Annotated in this window: 8 protein-coding genes; 1 reads left to right on the top strand and 7 read right to left on the bottom strand. The window is 43.0% G+C overall.

Annotated elements, in window-relative coordinates; all coding sequences use genetic code 11:
- Nucleotides 1–53: 53 nt before the first annotated feature.
- A complete protein-coding gene (locus PseudUWO311_RS03830) occupies nt 54–737 on the bottom strand; it encodes a hypothetical protein (RefSeq protein WP_223807437.1) in 684 nt (227 codons plus the stop codon).
- Between the two features lie 335 nt (nt 738–1,072).
- Here PseudUWO311_RS03830 and PseudUWO311_RS03825 point away from each other — a divergent pair, with 335 nt between their 5' ends.
- A complete protein-coding gene (locus tag PseudUWO311_RS03825) occupies nt 1,073–2,764 on the top strand; it encodes an ABC1 kinase family protein (protein ID WP_142653754.1) in 1,692 nt (563 codons plus the stop codon).
- Between the two features lie 205 nt (nt 2,765–2,969).
- Here the strand turns inward: PseudUWO311_RS03825 and PseudUWO311_RS03820 are convergent, their stop codons facing one another.
- From PseudUWO311_RS03820 to PseudUWO311_RS03795, 6 genes are all read right to left on the bottom strand, one after another.
- Entirely contained in the window at nt 2,970–3,821 is an 852-nt protein-coding gene (locus PseudUWO311_RS03820) for a DUF928 domain-containing protein (RefSeq protein ID WP_190303389.1), read from the bottom strand.
- Nucleotides 3,822–3,919: 98 nt separating this feature from the next.
- Complete coding sequence (locus PseudUWO311_RS03815; protein ID WP_142653752.1) at nt 3,920–6,730, bottom strand: CHAT domain-containing protein; 2,811 nt, start codon at nt 6,728–6,730, stop codon at nt 3,920–3,922.
- Nucleotides 6,731–6,748: 18 nt separating this feature from the next.
- Nucleotides 6,749–11,836: a filamentous hemagglutinin N-terminal domain-containing protein gene (locus PseudUWO311_RS03810; RefSeq protein WP_142653751.1), complete on the bottom strand. Its 5,088-nt coding sequence runs from the start codon at nt 11,834–11,836 to the stop codon at nt 6,749–6,751.
- A gap of 71 nt (nt 11,837–11,907) precedes the next feature.
- On the bottom strand, nt 11,908–16,422 hold the full coding sequence (locus PseudUWO311_RS03805; RefSeq protein WP_142653750.1) for a filamentous hemagglutinin N-terminal domain-containing protein: 4,515 nt from the start codon (nt 16,420–16,422) through the stop codon (nt 11,908–11,910).
- An 81-nt stretch (nt 16,423–16,503) separates the two neighbouring features.
- Nucleotides 16,504–18,924: a beta strand repeat-containing protein gene (locus PseudUWO311_RS03800; RefSeq protein ID WP_142653749.1), complete on the bottom strand. Its 2,421-nt coding sequence runs from the start codon at nt 18,922–18,924 to the stop codon at nt 16,504–16,506.
- A 47-nt stretch (nt 18,925–18,971) separates the two neighbouring features.
- On the bottom strand, nt 18,972–20,693 hold the full coding sequence (locus PseudUWO311_RS03795; protein ID WP_142653748.1) for a filamentous hemagglutinin N-terminal domain-containing protein: 1,722 nt from the start codon (nt 20,691–20,693) through the stop codon (nt 18,972–18,974).
- Nucleotides 20,694–20,735: the final 42 nt, after the last annotated feature.

The following is a 20,735-nucleotide window of genomic DNA, read 5'->3' as shown; positions in this document are numbered from 1 at the left end:
AAAAAAGGCTCTGAAGACCCTTGTTTTGCATTTGCGTTTACTTTTTATGGAATTTATGGCTTGGCTTTAGAAGTGCGTGATGTAGTTCTAGTTGCAGGGCTAGTTGACTCCGCACTAGTTGAGACTTTTGGCGCAGAATCGAGGATACTCACCCGCTCATACTTCTCTTCGACCTTTTCTTCAGCCGCCTCGCGTAGCTCAGGGACAAACTCAGAACCTTTGAGTCTCATACCTAGCTCAAATAGCAACTCGGCCATATCGTCTTTGGAGAGCTTGTCTTCACGAAGAATCGAGAAATGACGGTCTAGCTCTTCTAAAACTAGCGATCGTAGTTCACGATTATCATTTTGCAAATTATCTCTAGTTTGGGCGAGTTCTTCCCGTAGCGATACCCGCTGAGCCTCAACAGTCTCATCAAGAGTTTCAATACTACTGGTAAACTTGCGGTTAATGCGATCAAACTGTTGACGAAGGTCAGCGGTTTCTTCTTGAGTTGATGCACTAATCGATTTTAGTCGCTTATCAATGGACTCGACCGCAGCTCTTAACTCACTTGCTAAAACTGACTTTAAGTCGCTAAGGCGATCACGGACATCTTGCTGCATAGCTGCAATATCCGACTCAGCCTTATCTAACCGACTCGTGTATTCGCGCAAATGTGCGCCGAAAATGATATCGCGAATTTGATCAATATTGCCTAAACGTTCGCGGATCTCATCTCTGGTGATTTCACCCATTAGGTTACCTCTAGGAATGATTTGAAAAAATATTAAAGTTTTAGCCCAAGGATTTACATATCAATGTTTTCAAATTATCTACGACAACTTGAAAACCATAAAACCTCTACTGATTTTGGCTTGAGTTTTTTACATTGGCAAGGACAATGTGAAAAGCTCAATATGCATAATGTTTCTGGCGATCGCCAATACAAATAACCATAGCAAAGTCTTGCCATTTTTGCTGTCTTTTGAGAACAGTGCTAGCAATGCTTTGCTCTAACTCTACATTTTCGGCATTAATTGGGTAATATAAACAAAGCAATGCTAGTTGGCATAGCTACTATTAGCAAAATATGTCTGCGATCGCCCAATTACCATACAAAAAGCTACGCTGGCAAAGAAGCAAAAGTTCTTCACTAGCCCGTCAACGTGAGGTATTCTTAGCTGCGTTTACATTCCTGTTTTTTATATGGTGGGATAAATTTTGGCAAGACAATACATCACGGACGCGCAGCAAAAGAGCGGAATGGTTAGTTCGCAATATGCTCGAACTAGGACCAACATTTATCAAAATCGGTCAATCCCTATCCACTCGCGTCGATTTGTTGCCACCCGAATACATTAGTACTTTGGCGCAACTTCAGGACAAAGTGCCAGCATTCAGCGCCAAAGAAGCCAGAGATATTATCGAACTCGAACTCGGAAAATCTCTTTATGCGATTTATCGAGACTTTGACGAAATTCCTCTTGCAGCCGCTAGCCTTGGGCAAGTACATCGAGCTACTTTATATAGTGGCGAAGAGGTTGTCGTCAAAGTCCAACGTCCGGGGTTAAAAAAACTATTCGACCTTGATTTACTTGCGGTTGGTAAACTTCTCAAAGTATTTCGCCGCTATTTTGCTTGGACACGCAAATACAATCTAGAAGGAATTTATCAAGAATTTTTCACTATTCTTTATCAAGAAATTGATTATGCGATCGAAGGAGGTAATGCCGATCGCTTTCGCAAAAATTTTGAAGGCTATCCGCGCATTGTTATCCCAAAAATTTATTGGGACTATTCCACTTCAGTGGTTTTGACCTTAGAGTATGTTCCTGGCATCAAAATAGACGATCGCCAAGCCTTAGAAGCTTGTGGATTGAATCCCAAAGAAATTAATCAATTAGGAATATGTTGTTATCTCAAACAACTGCTCCAAGATGGCTTCTTTCATGCCGATCCCCACCCTGGCAATTTAGCTGTTAGTCCTAGTGGAAGTTTGATTTTCTATGACTACGGCATGATGGCAGAAGTCAAAACTATGGCAAAGGATCAAATGGTGAAGACTTTCTTTGCGGTGCTGCGTAAAGATACCAACGAAGTTGTTGACAGCCTGCTGAGCATGGGGTTTATCGAACCGATCGCGGATATGAGTCCGATTAAACGAATGTTAAAATTTGTGTTAGATCGTTTCACCGAAAGACCAGTGAATATCTATGAGTTCGAGCAAATTAAAGGTGAAGTGGTAGCCATATTCGAGAAGCAACCTTTCCGTTTGCCTCCCCAAATGACCTATCTCCTCAAGTCCCTCACCACTCTTGACGGGATTGCCAGAATTCTCGATCCAGAATATAACTTTACCACCGCTGCCCAGCCCTTTGTGAAAAGCATTGTGCTGACTAAAGGTCGGGGTAATACTTTAGGAGCATTGGCTCAACAAGCAAAAGATTTTCTGATTTATCAACTCAATAAGCCCAGTCGCATGGAAATTTTATTAGAACGGTTGGAAGAGAGAATCGAGCGTGGCGAGTTGATGATTCAGGTCAAGTCTTCCGAAAGCGATCGCACTCTCAAAAGAATTAACATTGCTGTTAAAGCTTTAATCTATGCCTGTCTAACAGGCTTCTTGGCTTTAGTTGGAGCCGTACTATTAATTGGTACTACTGCTTATGCTGGCTGGGCGATCGCTGCCTTTACAGGTGCTTTTTTCTGTGGATTTTCGCTAATTCGCGCTCTAGTCCAGCTATCAATCCGTGAAAAAATTGATAATATTGCTGAACAGTAATTAAGGATAGTTATCCCAATTCACAAAAGTGTGGCTACACTTTTGTGAATTAAAAACCAAACCCTGTAAGGGTTTTAAAAGCACAAAATGGCTACGCCATTTTGTGCTTTGGTATTAGGACTTACGCAAAAGAACGAAATGTAGGGGCAATTCATGAATTGCCCCTACGATGAAATGCAGATTTTAAGCCATTTTTGCGTAAGTCCTAATAATTTTTGATAGGGCTGTTTGCTAGAGATTCCAAACCCGATGACTTGAGTAAATTTTGCCAAATAGATCTAAGTTCGGGATCGTTGGGGCTGGCAAAGCGCAATTTCACCAGACTATCCAGAGCTTCATACCAAATCCCAGACTTAGCATATAGATCAATACGATCGCTTTCTTTGGCTTTTGCCAACTTCCCAATCACATCTGGACTTGGCTTGATGCGGTGAACAATTCCTTCAGAGAAATTATCTTCAGGATCGGGAATCTCACAAACTACAGACACCAACCACTTGTAATCTTGCCCAATCGCTAATGGGGTATCAAACTTAACGCTGACAATGCTGGGTGAATTTGTAAGGTCTACCCTCTTTTGCTCAATTCCCTCCCCCTTACTCTCAAGGGTAAAGACAACTGCGATCGCTGAGGTTTTCGGAATATAGGCATAAAGTCTTGGGTTAGCTGAGTAGGTGAGTCCAAACTTTTTAATCGGTAGTAATGGACTTAACTGTTGCTCCAAAGACTCTTTAGATAGACCATTTGTAGGCTGTACACGATCCTTAGGGCATTTGCCATCACCACGTCTTCCACCTCCTAAAGTAGTAGTTGGTTCAGGATCGCCAACGGGTTGAAATAAACCTCTTGTTCCACCCCCTCTAGTAGGCGATGGTTCAGGATCTCCTACAGGTTGAAATACTCTTTGAGTTCCACTTCCAGATGTTTGAATTGGTGTTTTGTTTTTTTGCTCAGGCTGAGCTTGAATGTCTGATAAAGAGATAGAGAAAATAAGAGACTGCGAGAACATTGCGATCGCTAAGGGCGAAAAGTAATAATAAAAAGATTTGGGGGACATAATATTTTTAGTAGTTGTTTTCTTAGCCGATATAAACACCAAAATCGGCTTCATAATAAAAATTGCTATTAGATGCCTTAAGAAATTGACGATTTAAATCATAACCAGTTCCCAATTAAAACGAAAGGCGACCAATAAAACGGATGCCTAAACGAAGAATTCTTGAGAAGGCTAATCTGGGCGTTGCGTAAAGCGTCAGCCTTCGTCGTTCCAGTTTTTGCTAGTTCCTGATAAAAAATTTCCATAAATTTAGCTGTTGCACTATCCTCCACAGACCATAAGCTAGCGATCGTACTCCTCGCTCCCGAACGGATTGCCATTCCTGCTAATCCTAAAGCAGCGCGTTTATCTCCTTTCGCAGTTTTACAGGCACTAAGAACTAATAGTTCAATGGGAACTCTACTATCTTGGGCTTTAGTTTGCAGTAGTTCTCCAAGTTCCCTGACATCAAGGCGATCGTCCCATGTCAACACATAGGTTTCATTGAGATCAGAACTAAATTGTCCATGAGTAGCTAAATGAACGACTCTATAGGGAATTAGACTTATTTGATTTTGGATTGCTAGACTAGTGAAGCTCTGATTAAGAAGCGGTGGTTGAGTGCTCACGATCGACGATATCTGTTTCAACTCATTCTCGACATTTGGTAATGCATTAAATTTCTGGGTTTCCTCGCTTACTCCACCGACGAATACTTCTAACTTTTGGCGTTTTAACGGACGAGGATCGAGGAGTTGTAATCCAGGGGTAAGGGCGAGATTGTATTTTTCAATCAAGTATTGATTACCGTCGTAAAGGATAGCCATTGGTAAGTTTCTCAGAGATCCATCAAGAACAAATGCCAAGGTTTTGATATCTTTTTCCTTGAGTTTTGCTTCTATTTCTTTTCCAAGCAGGAGATCGTAGACTTCCTGAGAGGCTTTTTTAGTTCCAGACTCAAGGGCGGTACGGCTTAGTTTTTGTCGAAGGTTACCCAAAAGGATTTCAAGATCTTTCTGAGCAATCCTTGAGGTTTTGTGAAGTAAAGTCCGCTCTTTGTCTGGGAGAGAAATCACAACTTCGATACTTTCGGGCAGAATAATTGGGTAAACAACGGCTGCTTGACGATCAACTTCATCAATTTGCGTGGATTTACCTGTAAGACAGGCTTCTTTAAAGAAGTTATCTAATTCCGCTAGTTGCAGTGACTCGATTACTTTACGAGCCTCTTTGAGATTGTCTTGACTGACTTCTTTGTCTTTGTCATGGGTCAGGAGCAATGTTACAAGCTGTCGATAGACTGGCTCAATACTTTCACTAAAAGAAAATTGAACGTCTGCGTTACTAGATACGAGCTCGCCCCGAATGGAAGTAAGCGTGCTGACAGCTTCGCTATAGGCAACGATCGCTTGTTTAGTCTCACCTTTAGCAGCTAGCAATCGTCCGAGTTGCCATTGCCATTGATAGGAGATGTCGGAGGCATTATTGGTTTGAGCGATGACGAGGGCTTTTTCGGTATATCTTTGGGCTTCTGTAAGCAGTTGTTTTTGTTCGGCGAGATGTCCCTGATAACCGATCGCATAAGATTCAGCTCTAGGATTGCCCATGTCTCTGGCTTGTTGGGCGGCGACGGCGATTATTTGATCGGCGACTTCGAGATCTTTGGCAGTTAGATTGAGTTTGAGCCAACTTTGGACAAAGTTGATTCTTGCGTAGATCGCGTCATGGCTAGGCGAAATTTTGGGTAGTTCAGATTGGAGCTCGGCTGCTAATAGTCGCGCTGTATCAATTTGCTTTACTGCAATCTGGAGTTGTAATTGGTTGAGCTGTACTTGGACTTTTTGGAGTGGTGAGATGGCTAAACTCACTGCTTGCTGATATTTACTAGTCGCTTGCGCAATTAGTTGTTGCCGATCGCTCTGTTTCTCGATGGGATCGTTGAGATTCTCATCTTTTATTTGGCTTTTGGCGATATTACCGATACTGAGGAGGGCTTCAGCAAGGGTTGGCGTATTGTTTAATTTCTGCGCGATCGCAATGCTGTTTTCTAAGGCTTGCAATGCTTCTGGGAGATCGCTGTTGAGTTGGAGGGTATCGCCGAGGTTCAAAAGTAGGGAAGCTTTAAGAGCTGAGTCGGGGGTGTCTTTGAGTACTTGGATGAAATCGCTAATGCTATTTTCTTTTTCGCTGTCTAAAATAGTTGCGTCAGGGCGATTTGTTATTAATTGCTTGAGGCGATCGCTGAGTATTTGGGCGAGTTTCTCTTTTGACGTTGAGTCGAGGTTATCTTTGAGGATTTGGGTGAGGGTTTCTTTTGCCTTGGGATATAAACCTAGCGATCGCATGGCTTGACTTTGATTAATCCTGCTGCGGATGGCTCCGTCTTTGTCGCCAATTTGCTCGTAGGTTGCGGTTGCTTTTTGCCAAGTGGTGAGTGCGGCTTGAGCTTGACCTTGGGCGAGTTGGATGTTGCCTTGGATATTTTGGGCTTGGGCAAGTAGTTTTAGCTGTTGGGGATCGGCTTGCAGAATTTTTAAACTATTGGCAATCGCCTGATTTGCTTCTGTCCATTGACCTAGTTGTTGATAGGCTAGGGCTAAATTGTTGAAAGCAACTGCTTGATTGAGGCGATCGCTTTGTTTTGTGTATATATCAAGGGCTTGCTGCCATGTGGCGATCGCGATCGTGTATTGTCCGTTTTGGTATTGTTGTTTGCCTGTTTCAATTAGTGCTGATGGATTTGTTGATGAGGTGGTCATCACAATATCTGTCATGACTTTTGGGGAGTTTTGGGCAGGGTTGGCGATACTTGGTTGAGGGTTCCATCCTGCGAGTATTGCTAGTAGGGTTGTGCAGGTTGCGATGCTGGCATAGCCTAGGAACTTACCGATTTTGAGTTTTATCTTTAAGATGGATTTCCAAAGTGACATAGTTTTTCTCTTTTGTTGTTACTGACAGGCAAGTTGAGGTATAGCAGGACTGAGGGGAGCAAAGGCTGAGACTAACTCTATTGAACCATTGCGACGAATTATTGTATTTGCTTCTACTAATCGGGTAGGTGTCTCTGGAGTTGCTTCTGTTTTTTGTTCTGTTGTATTGGTTTGACTGATGCTGCTAGTTACTGGATCTGATAGCTCTACTAGAACCTGATTGCTAGATGCTGCATCACTGGGACTCTTGGGTACTCCTCCTTTTCCAGAGATGGTAAAGCTATTGTTGCGATTTGCTAGTTTGCCTCCAATGACACAGCTTTGATTGACTTGTTTGGATGGGTCGGCGAGGTTGAGGGGTAATGTGGTTAGTCCGCGACTGGGATCGATGCCTGGGGTGGTCACGAGGACGCTCCCTTGTAAACCAAATTGGGAACTTGCCGTGATATCGCTAAAAGAAGTCAGACTCGGACGGAACTCTAGTCCATAGATACCATTAGTAGTGATGTTGACGTTACCGCCATTTCCCCTAAATGCGTTAGCAAAGATATCGCTATCTTCGCCTTTGACTCCAACGATGAATCCAGCAGTGATGTTGATATTGCCGCCGTTGCCGCCTGCGTTGGCTGTGCCTGCGGTGGTGCTGATTTGGCTGCCGTAGCGGAGGAGTAGAACTGCGGGGATGTTGAGGTTGAGGTTGCCTCCATCGGTGCTGGCGGTTTCGGCGGTGATAGAGGAACCGTTGAGGAGAGTGAGGTAATTGGAAATTATATCAATGTTGCCGCCGATGCCTGTGCCAAGGCTGCCAACAGCGATTTTTGCTCCATCTTTCAGAATTACAAGCTGTGGATCGATATTAATATTGCCACCATTACCGCTTGAGCCTTTGACGGTGTCAGAAAATAAACCTGTGCCGTTACCTTGGAGAATGATGTTATTCGCGACATTTACTTTAATTGTGCCTGAGTTACCAACCCCAGATGTTGTGGTTAGAATTTTAGATCCATTAGAAAGTGTGAAGTTATTGGCTTTAACAGAGATATCTCCTGCTTTCCCTGTTCCTGCAGTGGAAGCAGAAACTAAGACTCCATCAGTGAGGGTGAGGTTTTGGGTGGAAAAGCTGATGTTTCCTGCGTTGCCTATTCCTGATGTCTCAACAGCAAGTTTGCCACTGCCTAAAACATTAATCGATTGCGGGGCGGTGACGAATAAGTTGCCACCATTACCTTGTCCTGATGTTGATGCAGAAATCTGGGAGTTGAGAGTGAGAGCAAGACTGAGTGCTGTATCTTTACTGTAGGGATTGAGAAAGAGTGTGCCTGCGGGCGCGATTCCTTGGGTTTCGGCAAATACTCCGACTGTGCCAAAGAGATTCATAGTCGATGCATTAAGCGTGATGCTTCCGCCTCCTTCGGTATTAGTGGAAGTAGCGGTGGCGGTGGCAGTGATTCTTGCTTGATCTGAGAGGTTGAGAGTGGGCGTATTAATGAGAATGTTACCTGCTTTACCTGCTTTACTGGTTTGGACAGAGAGTACTGGGAAGGCATCTAGGATACGTATCAGATTAACGGATGTTGGAGCATTGACAGTAATGCTGCCCCCTACTCCATCGTTATTGGTTTCTGCTAATACTTGCGAACCGCCTGTAATTGTTAGTACAGGGGAATTAAGCAGAATATCTCCTGCTTTGCCTTGTCCATTAGTTGTGGCAGTTATTTGACTATTGTCTTTGAGTGTGATGCCTTGATCTGCTTTAACTGTAATACTTCCAGCATTCCCTATGTTATTGCTGTTACTAAGGATTTGACTATTGTTTTGGAAGGTTACGAAACTGGGGCTAGTGATGGAAATATTGCCAGCAGGATCTGTTCCTTGTGTGGCAGTATTGATGAGGGTATTGTCAAAGGCGAGGCTCCCTAATCCTATAATATCTACGTCCCCCGATCTACCAATTTCACCAGTATCAAAGGTAATATCTCCGAAATTAACTTTGATAGTTACTTCCTTACTTGTGCTAATCTGAAAATTGGTGATAGCTAAATTTCCTAACCCGTTGATTTTGAATATACCTGCTGTCGCAGAAGAGGATTGGGTAAAAAACTCCAGATTACTCATTACGGATTTTGCTTCTAATGTAATGTTACCGCCATTACCACTTGTTAGACCAGCTAAAGACACTGTAAAAGAATATACTGAAGATCTGTCGGGGAAACTGCTAATGTTGCCATTGGGGGCAGAGAGGAATATTGATCCTCCATTCCCAGCATTACCAGAATCCGAGTACGAAAAAGATTTCAAGGACGAATTATTTAACGTAATATTACCGTAGTTGGAGGTTACGAAAATTGTTCCACCATTCCCTGCATAATCCAAGCCGTTTGATAAAGAATACGAATCCAAGCTAGAATATTCGCCTAACGTAATATTGCCGAAGGTGGAGGCTAAAGTTATTATTCCACTATTTCCTGACCCCAAAGAGCCTGAGTACAAGATAGAATCTCTACCCAACGTAATATTACCAGAGTAAGAAGTTAAGGAGATCTCACCTCCGTTTGCCGTGCCAATTGAGTACGAGGCCAAGTATGAACTAAACGTAGTAATATCGCCAGAGTAGGTAGTTAAGGAAATTGCTCCTCCATTCCCATCAATGCCATTTCCCGATTCCGAAGTCGAGATCAAGTTTATATCATCCAGTATAATATTCCCCGAATTGGAAACTAGAGAAATTGCCCCTCCACCTCCTATATTACCTGTACCGTAGGATAGAGTGGAAGAATCCAAGATTGTAAAATCATTCAGTTTGATATTGCCAGAATTGGAGATTAAGGAAATAGCCCCTCCATCCCCAGTATTTCCGTTTGATGATGAGGTTGCAAATAAATATCCTGCTATGATAATATCACCTGAATTGGAGGATAGGGAAATCGCGCCTCCATTCCCAGCATTTCCAGAATCCGTTTTCGATGACGAGTTCGCCAATCCTAAAAAACTTCCTGTCATGATAATATTGCCTGAGTTGGAGGCTAAGGAAATAGCCCCTCCATTCCCAGTATTTCCAAAGGACGTTTGCGATGACGAGTCAATCGATGTATAAGAGCCTATTATATTGCCTGAGTTGGATGCGATAGAAATTAGTCCCCCATTCCTACTATTATATCCATTTTTCGAGGAAGAATTTAATTGCGCGGAAAAAAATTCGGTACCGCCATTCATCTTGATATCACCTGAGTTAGAAGCTAAGAAAATTGTGCCTCCATTCCCTGAATCCACAGCATAGCCGCTATAAACATATACTGGATCATTAAAACTTCGCCAACGATAAAATCCCGCGTCGGAGGATGAAATCAATTTCGAACTATCATCTAACGTGATATTACCAAAGTTGGAGACCAGAGAGATTGTCCCTCCATTTCCCGCAGTGCCAGAATTCACCAGCAAATACGAATAAGGAGCTAATGTAATATTGCCAAAGTTGGAAGCTAAGGAAATGGTTCCTCCATTTCCCGTAGTGCCAGTGTAAGAGCCAGAAGACGATTCCAATCCAAAAAATCCTGCTGTCGTGATATTACCAAAGTTGGAAACCACAGAAATTGTTCCTCCATTCCCTGCATTGCCAGTATCTGCGATAGAGGACGAATTTGAAGAAACCATAATATCTCCCCGTCCATAGACTCGAATATCCCCTCCGTTTGCCTCTGCAACTGATGTACTAGTATCTACTCCAGCGAAGATCGTGCCGTTTAGAGTATTGGGGCTGAATTGGTTAGTCAACAAAACTAATCCACTTGGTCGAACGATTTGACCAAACACAGTAATATCTGCACTGACTGGAGGACTGGAATAGGTAGGATCAGGTGTGATTGCCACAAAAATTATTGGACTAGTCGGCAAACCACCCAACAGCGACCAATCCACTCCAGCACGTACATCCAAAGTCGCCTGAGTACTACCATCAATCGTAATAGGAGTCTGAACTGGTATAACTTCCTTAACCGATCCATCACTATTTAGTACAGCTTTGTAGTCAGTCCAAGTAAATGTGGCTAGGCTCGCCAAAAACGGGGATGGATTATTTGGATTGATAGTCGTATCTTGTGTTCCAGTACTATCAATCGTGACAAAACCGAGAGTCACACTTCCCCCCGCTAAAATATGGAGCGAAGCCCCTGTATAGTCTCCGAAAGTCACATTACCACTCGCCAAAATTATTGGATCGTTAGGACTAAGTAAATTACCAACGCTTCCATCCAACTTTTCAATTTTCAAATCTCGACCAGCATAGAAATGAGCGTCTCCAATTACAGGATTCTGCGATCGCAACACCATATTCCCACCCGACCAAAACCCACTATTGACATTATTCAGAGTAAAAATATCAACAGATTGATTTCCCTGCACCAGCAAATCGCGACCCGCCACAGCCCAAAATGGAGTTGTCACAGTATCCCGAATCTTCACCGAGTCCTGAGCTTGCAGCGTCAAATCTCTCCCCGATCGCAAAGCCCCCTGCAAACCCAACCTATCCGCATTCAAACCCAAATCCTGACCCGCCGACAAATTACCAAAATTGCTAATCGTCGCCCCCTGATTACTAGTCCCATACTGCACCCCAGGAGTAATATCTATCGTCAACAAAGGCGGAGCCTGAGGATTTGTCGCACTAAACTCGCTACCATCAGTAAACTTAAAACTATTCGCCGTAGAACCAACAAAAGTACCACCAATATCTAACTTCGCATTAGCCCCAAACGCGATCCCATTTGGATTCAGCAAATATAAATTCGCATTCCCATTCGCCTTAATCAACCCATCAATATTAGAAACAGAATTACCCGTCACCCTCGTCAACACATTCTGAACCTGTGCAGCATTATTAAAATGCGCCGTGTTATTCGTCGGAACCGAGAAGTCTTGAAAACTGTGATAGAGATTAACGCCACTCGTCGTACCGCCATCAATCGTATGAACTTGCCCCGTCGTCGTCACTGTAGAATTTATAGGCAAAGTCGCATCAGGAACAATCTGTGCTGAAGCCGAGAGTGCAGCAGAGAAATAGCTCAAAGCACAGGCACAGGATAAACAAATATAGCGACGGGGTAGTTTCATAGCTCATCACTTGGCAAGAACTTTATGTTAAACGCTTCACTAATAAAATTACGCAATGTTACTAATTATTATTACTGACAGGCAAGCTGAGGTATGGCGGGACTGAGAGGAGCAGATGCTGAGACTAATTCTAGATTACCATTGCGACGAACTATTGTATTTGCCTCTACTAATCGGGTGGGTGTCTCTGGGGTCATTTCTGGTTTTTGTTCTGTTTTCGTCGCTTGGCTAATGCTGCTAGCTACGGGGTCAGATAGTTCTACTAGAGACTGCGTGCTAGATACTCCATCACTGGGACTCTTGGGTACTCCTCCTTTTCCAGAAATAGTAAAGCTATTGTTGCGGTTCGCTAATTTACCTCCAATTACACAGCTTTGATTGACTTGTTTGGATGGATCGGCGAGGTTGAGCGGTAAGGTGGTTAGTCCGCGACTGGGATCGATCCCTGGGGTAGTTACGAGGACGCTTCCTTGTAAACCAAATTGAGAACTGGCGGTGATGTCGCTAAAAGTGGTTAGACTGGGACGGAACTCTAGTCCATAGATACCATTAGTAGTGATGTTGACGTTACCGCCATTTCCCCTAAATGCGTTAGCAAAGATATCGCTGTTTTCGCCTTTGACTCCGACGATGAATCCTGCAGTGATGTTGATGTTACCACCGTTACCATCATTTGCAGCAGTGGCACTGATTGAGCTACCCTTTCTTAACAAGAGTAAGTCTTGCATCTGCAAAAGAATGTTGCCCCCTCTGCCATTAGCCGTTTCTGCAATGATCTGGGCTTTATTATCGAGAGATAGCAAGCCAGCAATAATCTGAATACTGCCACTATCTCCTTTGCCTAGACTGCTTACAGAAATCTTTGCACCGTTTGTTATAGTTACAAAAGATGGATCGATAAAAATTGCTCCACTTTCACCAGTAGAATTAGCTTCAGCACCCGCAAAAATACCACTATCATTTCCATCGACTTTAAGTAGATCTTTGAGGAATAGCGAAATATTACCTGCTGCTCCACTACTAGAAGTGTTAGTTATCAACTTCGCGCCACTAGAAATTCCCAATAGATTAGCAGTGACCTTAATGTCTCCGCCTTTACTAGCACTGGCAGTTGATGCATTCAAAACTGATTGATTTGTCATCTGAAAGTCATTAGTGAACAGCTTCAGATCGCCACCATTGCCTTGACTTGTAGACGTTACGTTGCTAAAAACACTTCCATTATTTAAGAAAATCGAATCACTGGCAAGAATTTCGACTTTGCCAGCATTACCAGAGCCCCTTGACTCCGAGGTAATGAAAGCTCCATTTAAAAGGTTAAGGGTACGAGTCTTGATATCAATAGTTCCAGCATTGCCGATCGCATTGGTTTGTACCGCCGTACCAATACTGCTAAAGAAATTTTGTTCAGACACCGATCTCAGTCCATCTATCGTAATGCTATCAGCTTGAATTACGATCTGTCCGCCATCTCCTTGCCCAAATATATTCGCTCCAATTTGAGCGCCATCTAGCAATTGCAAAGAGGTTGCAAGGATCGAGAGGTTTCCTGCATTCCCTTTACCATTCCTTTCGACACCTACAGAAACAGAACTCCTCTCTATTTTGACCACATTATTCGGGTTGAAGAAGTTTTTGAGTGGTGAAATCGCAATATTTCCTGCTTTACCAGTCCCTCCAGTAAAGGCTTGAAGTGCAGAATTGCTTGACAGAGAGAGAGATTGAGTAAAAAAGTTGATATTGCCTGAATCCCCAATCCCTTCAGTATAAGCACTTACTCTGGAGCGATCGCTAATGGTTATTGACGGAGAGAAAATGTTGAGACTGCCGCCCTTACCATTGCCAGTATTGCCAATAACGTTGCTTATAGTACTGTTGTTGATGGCGGACACAAGTTCACTAGCACGAATATTAATATCCCCTGAATTGCCGCGACCATTAGTGGCAGCTTCAATATAAGCCCTATTGCTAAGATGAAGTATACGACTACTCAGATTGATATCCCCAGCATTGCCGATCGCCGCATTTGTTTGTACATTTGTGGCGATCGCACTTTGCGAGGGTTTGCCAAAAATTACTCCCGTACCACTCAAGAAAACTGTATCCGCTTGAACTGTGATTTTGCCCCCAGAACCATTGCCAAACACTGATGAACTGAGTAATCCCCCATTCAGCAATTTCAAGCTATTTGCAGACAAAAATATGTCTCCACCCTTGCCTATTGCGCCAAGATTGATTGAGGCATTTGCCAAACTGCTATCAAAGATTATGTCACCCGTGGCGAAAATGCTAAGGTCGCCAGAATTTCCACGACCAAAAGTAGTAGAACTAATCTGTCCTTGATTGGTTACATTTAGAGAATCAAGATTTAGAGTAATTTTCCCTCCATTAGCATTTGCAGTCGGAAACACTTGGTTATTTATCGCACTACCGATACCGTCTATATTGATAGAATTGGCTAAAATTTCAATATCTCCCGAATTGCCCAAGCCTGCTGTTAAGGCATTTATCTGTGCTCCATTCTGAAGTTTGAGATTTCCCGCATACACTTTGATCAATCCGCCATTACCTGTAGCATTTTGGGCGACTTGGCTGATAATCTGAGTTGGGGCACTATTCACAAAGCCATCAAGCATTACACTTCCAGTAATATTTAGACTGATGTTGCCAGCTTTAGCTGCTCCTAAAGTCCCAGAAAATATTATAGAAGGATTAATAGGGGATTTTTGCAGCGATAGCGATGCTGCCGCGATATTAATGTCACCACTATTACCAGCGATCGCAGATGCAGTGCTTGTACTATCTATGCTTAGTCCTTGCCCTGATATTGCTCCATTTGCCTTAAGATTGATCTCTCCGCTTAAATTGGACGCTGATGACGTAATAATTGCATTGTTGCCAAAGCTAATATTGTTGTTGGCGAGTAAGGTTATGCTGCCACCATTGCCCAAGGGTGCAGTCGAAGATGTATCGATGATTTTATCTGATTTAATATTCCATCTTGAATCGATGAATATAGAGCCGCCATTACTGATATTACTCGACACATCAATACCCGTATAACCCAAACCACCTGTTCCAGTGATGGTAATATCTCCCCTTGCCAAAGCCAGATTGGGCTGATAATTATTCGTTAGTAAAACGATTCCGTTAGGGCTGTCAATCCTAATATCACCGATGGTGATTCCACTCCCAGTATTAGATTGAATCGTACTCGGTGGGAGTGTAGGAGATGGATAATTATTGTAGAAACAGTTCGCCCCAAAAAATACACAACTAAAAAAGTTTGTGCTAATTGCACCTATGATGCCTGATGTACCTATATTTGCAGGATTAACTCCTGCTCGAATGTCAACTGTTGGCTTCGTACTCCCATTAATGACCAGCGTTTTGCCGTTCGAGAGCGTAACATTGGCTAGGTTGGGCGTTCGGGTTGGATTGATTGTGGTATTGGTGGTATCTGTACCAGTTATAAAGATCGTATCGATGTTAATCTTTCCTCCAGCAATGACATGGAGGGAACTTCCTACATAAATACCAAAAGTCACATCGCCAGCAGAGCGAACAATCGGATCGTTGGGACTATTTAGATTGCCTAGCCGTCCATTTAACTGCTCGATTTTGAAATTGCCACCTGTGTAATAATGGGCATCACCAATAACAGGATTCTCAGAGCGCAACAACAGGTTGTTACCTGCATAAAAGCCACTCAAATCGTGTTTTAGTGCAAAGATATCTATAAGGCGATCGCCTTGAACAGTTAGATTGCCTCCTGACAACGCCACAAAAGGTCTAGTATTGCTATCGCGAACGATAATCGCCTCTTTTGCGATTAGATTCAAATCGCCATATGTTCCGATCTGGCTTTCAGTCAGTTGTAGATTGTGGCTTGCCGTGAAAGTTGCGGTTTGGGCAATCGCTTCTCTAATCTGTATATCTCCTGCGATCGCCTCCACCAGAATATTTCCCTGCGGCGCTGAGAGAGCACCTGAACTCGTAACACTCCCTCCTGAAAGCGTCAGGTCTTGTCCGACGATCAAATTTCCCGCATTGGTTATTGGTGCAGGGTTAGCACTACTATATTGCACCCCAGGCGTAACAGTCATCGTTAACAAAGGCGGAGCCTGTGGATTTGTCGCGCTAAACTCACTACCATCAGTAAACTTAAAACTATTCGCCGTAGAACCAACAAAAGTTCCACCAATATCTAACTTCGCATTAGCACCAAACGCAATCCCATTTGGATTAAGCAAATATAAATTCGCGTTACCATTCGCCTTAATCAACCCATCAATATTAGAAACAGAATTACCCGTCACCCGCGTCAACACATTCTGAACCTGTGCAGCATTATTAAAATGCGCCGTGTTATTCGTCGGAACTGAGAAGTCTTGAAAACTGTGATAGAGGTTAACGCCAACCGTCGTACCATTATTGATCGTATGAACTAGTCCCGTCGTCGTCACTGTCGAATTTACAGGCAAAGTCGCATCAGGAACGATTTGTGCTGAAGCCGAAAACGCAGCAGAGAAATAGCTCAAAGCACAGGTACAGGATAAACAAATATGACGAATGGGTAGTTTCATGACTCATCACTTGGCATCACTTGGCAAGAACTTTATGTTAAACGCTTCACTAATAAAATTACGCAATGTTACTAATTATTATTACTGACAGGCAAGCTGAGGTATGGCGGGACTGAGAGGAGCAGATGCTAAGACTAATTCTAGATTACCATTGCGACGAACTATTGTATTTGCCTCTACTAATCGGGTGGGAGTTTCTGGGGTCATTTCTGGTTTTTGTTCTGTTTTCGTCGCTTGGCTAATGCTGCTAGCTACGGGGTCAGATAGTTCTACTAGAGACTGCGTGCTAGATACTCCATCACTGGGACTCTTGGGTACTCCTCCTTTTCCAGAAATAGTAAAGCTATTGTTGCGGTTCGCTAATTTACCTCCTATTACACAGCTTTGATTGACTTGTTTGGATGGATCGGCGAGGTTGAGGGGAAGTGTAGTGAGTCCGCGACTGGGATCGAGTCCTGGTGTTGTCACGAGGACGCTACCTTGTAAACCAAATTGAGAACTAGCGACGATATCGCTAAAGGGAGTGAGTTTGGGGCGGAACTTCAGTCCGAAGATGATATTAGTGTTGATGTTGATGTTGCCGCCATTCCCTGTAAAGGCATTGGCAAAGATATCGCTATTTTCGTCTTTGATTCCGATGATAAAACCAGCATTGATGTTGATGTTACCGCCGTTGCCACCTGCGAGGGAATTGCCAGCGGTGGTACTGATTCTGCTAGCGTACCTTAGGAGTAGAAGTGCGGGGATATTTAAGTTGATGTTTCCTCCATTCGCGCTAGCAGTTTCAGCCTTAAGAAAAGAACTGTTGTAAAGAGAAAGATTATTAGAAAATATAGTGATATTTCCTCCAATGCCAGAACCGAAACTACTGGTAAAAATCCCCGCTCCATTTTGAAGGGTTACGTTTTGCGGATCGATGAAGATACTGCCTCCATTACCTGTAGAGCTTGGTAAATTTGCTGTAGCAGCGTTAATTGATGTACCAACACCATCGAGCATTAGAGATTGAGTAAGGAAAAGATTTATGCTGCCTGCATTGCCACTACTAGCTGTAGATGTGGAAATTTGACTTCCGTTCAGCATTGTCAAGGTTTTAGTAGTAATATTTACATTTCCTCCATTACCAATTGCGCTCGGATTCACAAAACTAGATATACCATTAAATTCATTACCTGAACCAGATAACAGAATTGAATCAGTAGCATTAATAGTTATATTCCCTGCATTCCCTTGTCCCCATGTTGAATTTATTAGTACTGCGCCATCTGTTACAGATAAAGAGTTCGCATTAACATTAATATTGCCACCGTTACCTTTAGTAGTTAAAACATTTGGACTTCCAACAGTACTATTTGTAAGGGTGTTTGCCCCAGAGAACACAACTGAATCGATAGCACTAATATTGATACTTCCTGCATTTCCTATTCCAAATGTTGAGGTTTGCAATTGAGCACCATCCTTTACATTAATAGTATTTGCTTTAATATTCACATTGCCCCCATTGCCTATACCTATTGGTGCATTACTACTGCCAACTGAGCTAATTGCAGCAGTATTTGTACCAGCTAGTAAAACTGAATTCGCAGCATTGATATTGATATTACCTGCATTCCCCGTCCCAAATGTAGAAGCAAGCAGTTGAGCTCCATTTAACACGGCTAGAGAGTTTGCATTCACATTTACATTACCCCCATTGCCGATCGCAGTTGGTACATTGATAAAACCCACCATGCTGTATGTACCACTTAAATTTCCATTATTATCTCTTCCAGAGAACAAAACTGAGTCAGCAGCTGTAATGGAGATATTTCCTGCATTACCAGTTCCAAATGTAAATGCTTGCAATTGAGCGCCATCCGTTACAGATACTGATGGTGCGTTAATGAATATATTCCCACCGTTACCAATTGCTGTTCCTGTGTTACCAATACTTCCTACAGGTTGAGCCGTAAGCCCTCCTCCAGGGAAAACCGAACCACCTACATTGGTTGCGGCAATTGAGTTTGCGCCAGAAAACAGAACGCGATCGCTTGCATTAATCTTAATATTTCCCGCACTTCCCGTTCCATATATAGAAGCATTTAATTGTGCGCCATTCTCTATAGTTACAGATTTTGCATTGATGTTTATATCTCCAGAATTGCCAATTCTATTAAGAAATACAGAGGTGAATGCACTACTACTTAAACGATTAAAACCATTAATGCCAGAAAATAAAACTGAATCGGTCACATTGATATTGATGCTTCCCGCATTACCTCCTCCTTGTGTAGCAGCAATTAGCAATGCTCCATCAGTTACTGACAATGATTTTGCGTTGATGTTGATACTAGCTGCATTCCCAGAAAATCCACCATCATTATTGGCATCAATAAGAGTAGGAAACCCAAATGGGCTTCTCCCAGAGAATGATACGCTATCTGTAGCATTGATAGTGACGGCTCCTGCATTTCCGGTGCTCCATGTCTGAGTTTGGATTTGAGCGCCACCAGTAAAAGTCACTGAGTTTGCATTAATCGTGACGGTTCCCGCATTTCCCTGACCAAATGTTACGACAGACTACTTTGTAAAGATACAGTGTTTGCATTAATTATAATGTTGCCACCATTGCCTGTTGATGATGGTTGTGCGGGGCTTAAAAGTCCTGTAAATCCGAATGTATTGTTCGTGATTTGAAATAGATCGGTGGCATTAATAGTGATATTTCCACCATTCCCCGATCCAAAAGAAGTAGCATCCAATAGACTACCGTCAGTGAGAGATACTGATGAAGCATTAATGTTTATATTCCCTCCGTTTCCCACTCCAGAGACCGCAGTATATATACCTAATCCACTAGCAAAATCCACTTTCCCATTAGCTGTTAATGATACAGCTCCCGCATTTAGAGCATTAGAAGAAGTATTTATTTGATTGCTGGACGAAATATCTCCTTTGGAGTCTATTACCACCGATCCAGCATTCCCAAATGAATTATTTGTATTTATCGCCCCTACTAATATGTTGCCTGCTAGAGCGGCATTAGGCGCAAACTGATTCGTCAAAAAGACTAGTCCATTAGAACCCGCCAAGGAGTTATCAATCGAGATCGAACCAATAGAAATATTTGCACTCGTTGGAGTGCCAGTTGTAGTCACCGCAGGACTAGAAAAGAACCCACTAGGCAAAACGCCCGCCCGAATATCTAGCACTGGATTGTTTATGCCATCAACAATTAAAGTCGATCCATTAGAAATCGCAACTGTGCTGTTATTAAAAGCCGCACCAGCCCCAGTAATCCGAATTGCTCCAGTCGTAACGCTACCGCCTGCAAGAATTTGTAAAGAAGTACCACTGTACCCCCCAAAATTAACGTCTCCGCTATATTGAAAGATCGGATCGTTCAAACTGTAAATATCACCAAGCCTTCCATCTAACTTTTCTACTCGAAAATCTCCACCACCACTCCAATGAGCATCAATATTAATGGGATTCGCCGATCGCAAAACTACGTTTCCACCAGCAAACAAACTACTATTCGGATTCGCCAATACGTTCATTTCGACATTGCGATCGCCCTGTATTAGCAAACTTCCACCAGCCCTTGCCACAAAGGGACTGGTCAAAGAATCGCGAATCTTCACCGAATCCTGCGCTTGCAGCGTCAAATCTCTCCCCGATCGCAAAGTCCCCTGCAAATCCAACTTATCCGCATTCAAAACTAAATCCTGCCCTGCCGACAGATTACCCAAATTACTAATTGTCGCCCCTTGATTGCTAGTCCCATACTGCACCCCAGGCGTAATACTCATCGTCAACAATGGCGGAGCCTGAGGATTAGTCGCACTAAACTCACTACCATCAACAAACTTAAAACTATTCGCCGTAGAACCAACAAAAGTCCCACCAATATCTAACTTCGCATTTGCCCCAAATGCGATCCCATTCGGATTAAGCAAATACAAATTCGCATTCCCATTCGCCTTAATCAACCCATCAATATTAGAAACAGAATTACCCGTCACCCGCGTCAACACATTCTGAACCTGCACAGCATTATTAAAATGCGCTGTGTTATTTGTCGGAACCGAAAAGTCCTGAAAGCTATGATAGAGATTAACGCCAACTGTAGTACCGCCATTAATCGTATGAACTTGTCCCGTCGTCGTCACTACCGAGTTGACAGGCAAAGTCGCATCAGGAATGATCTGTGCTGAAACCGAAAACGCCGCAGAGAAATAGCTCAAAGCACAGGCACAGGATAAACAAATGTGGCGACGCGGTAGTTTCATAGTTCATCACTTGACAAGGACTTTATATTAAACGTTTCACAA

This window comes from Pseudanabaena sp. UWO311 (genome assembly GCF_006937785.1).
In the GTDB taxonomy this organism is placed as follows: Bacteria; Cyanobacteriota; Cyanobacteriia; order Pseudanabaenales; family Pseudanabaenaceae; genus Pseudanabaena.
This window is presented reverse-complemented; position numbering and strand designations above follow the sequence as displayed.

What these genes read in the sequence shown, in the direction of transcription:
- PseudUWO311_RS03830 (WP_223807437.1), bottom strand. Translation starts at nt 737, where the DNA reads ATGGGTGAAATCACCAGAGATGAGATCCGCGAACGTTTAGGCAATATT.
- PseudUWO311_RS03825 (WP_142653754.1), top strand. Translation starts at nt 1,073, where the DNA reads ATGTCTGCGATCGCCCAATTACCATACAAAAAGCTACGCTGGCAAAGA.
- PseudUWO311_RS03820 (WP_190303389.1), bottom strand. Translation starts at nt 3,821, where the DNA reads ATGTCCCCCAAATCTTTTTATTATTACTTTTCGCCCTTAGCGATCGCA.
- PseudUWO311_RS03815 (WP_142653752.1), bottom strand. Translation starts at nt 6,730, where the DNA reads ATGTCACTTTGGAAATCCATCTTAAAGATAAAACTCAAAATCGGTAAG.
- PseudUWO311_RS03810 (WP_142653751.1), bottom strand. Translation starts at nt 11,836, where the DNA reads ATGAAACTACCCCGTCGCTATATTTGTTTATCCTGTGCCTGTGCTTTG.
- PseudUWO311_RS03805 (WP_142653750.1), bottom strand. Translation starts at nt 16,422, where the DNA reads ATGAAACTACCCATTCGTCATATTTGTTTATCCTGTACCTGTGCTTTG.
- PseudUWO311_RS03795 (WP_142653748.1), bottom strand. Translation starts at nt 20,693, where the DNA reads ATGAAACTACCGCGTCGCCACATTTGTTTATCCTGTGCCTGTGCTTTG.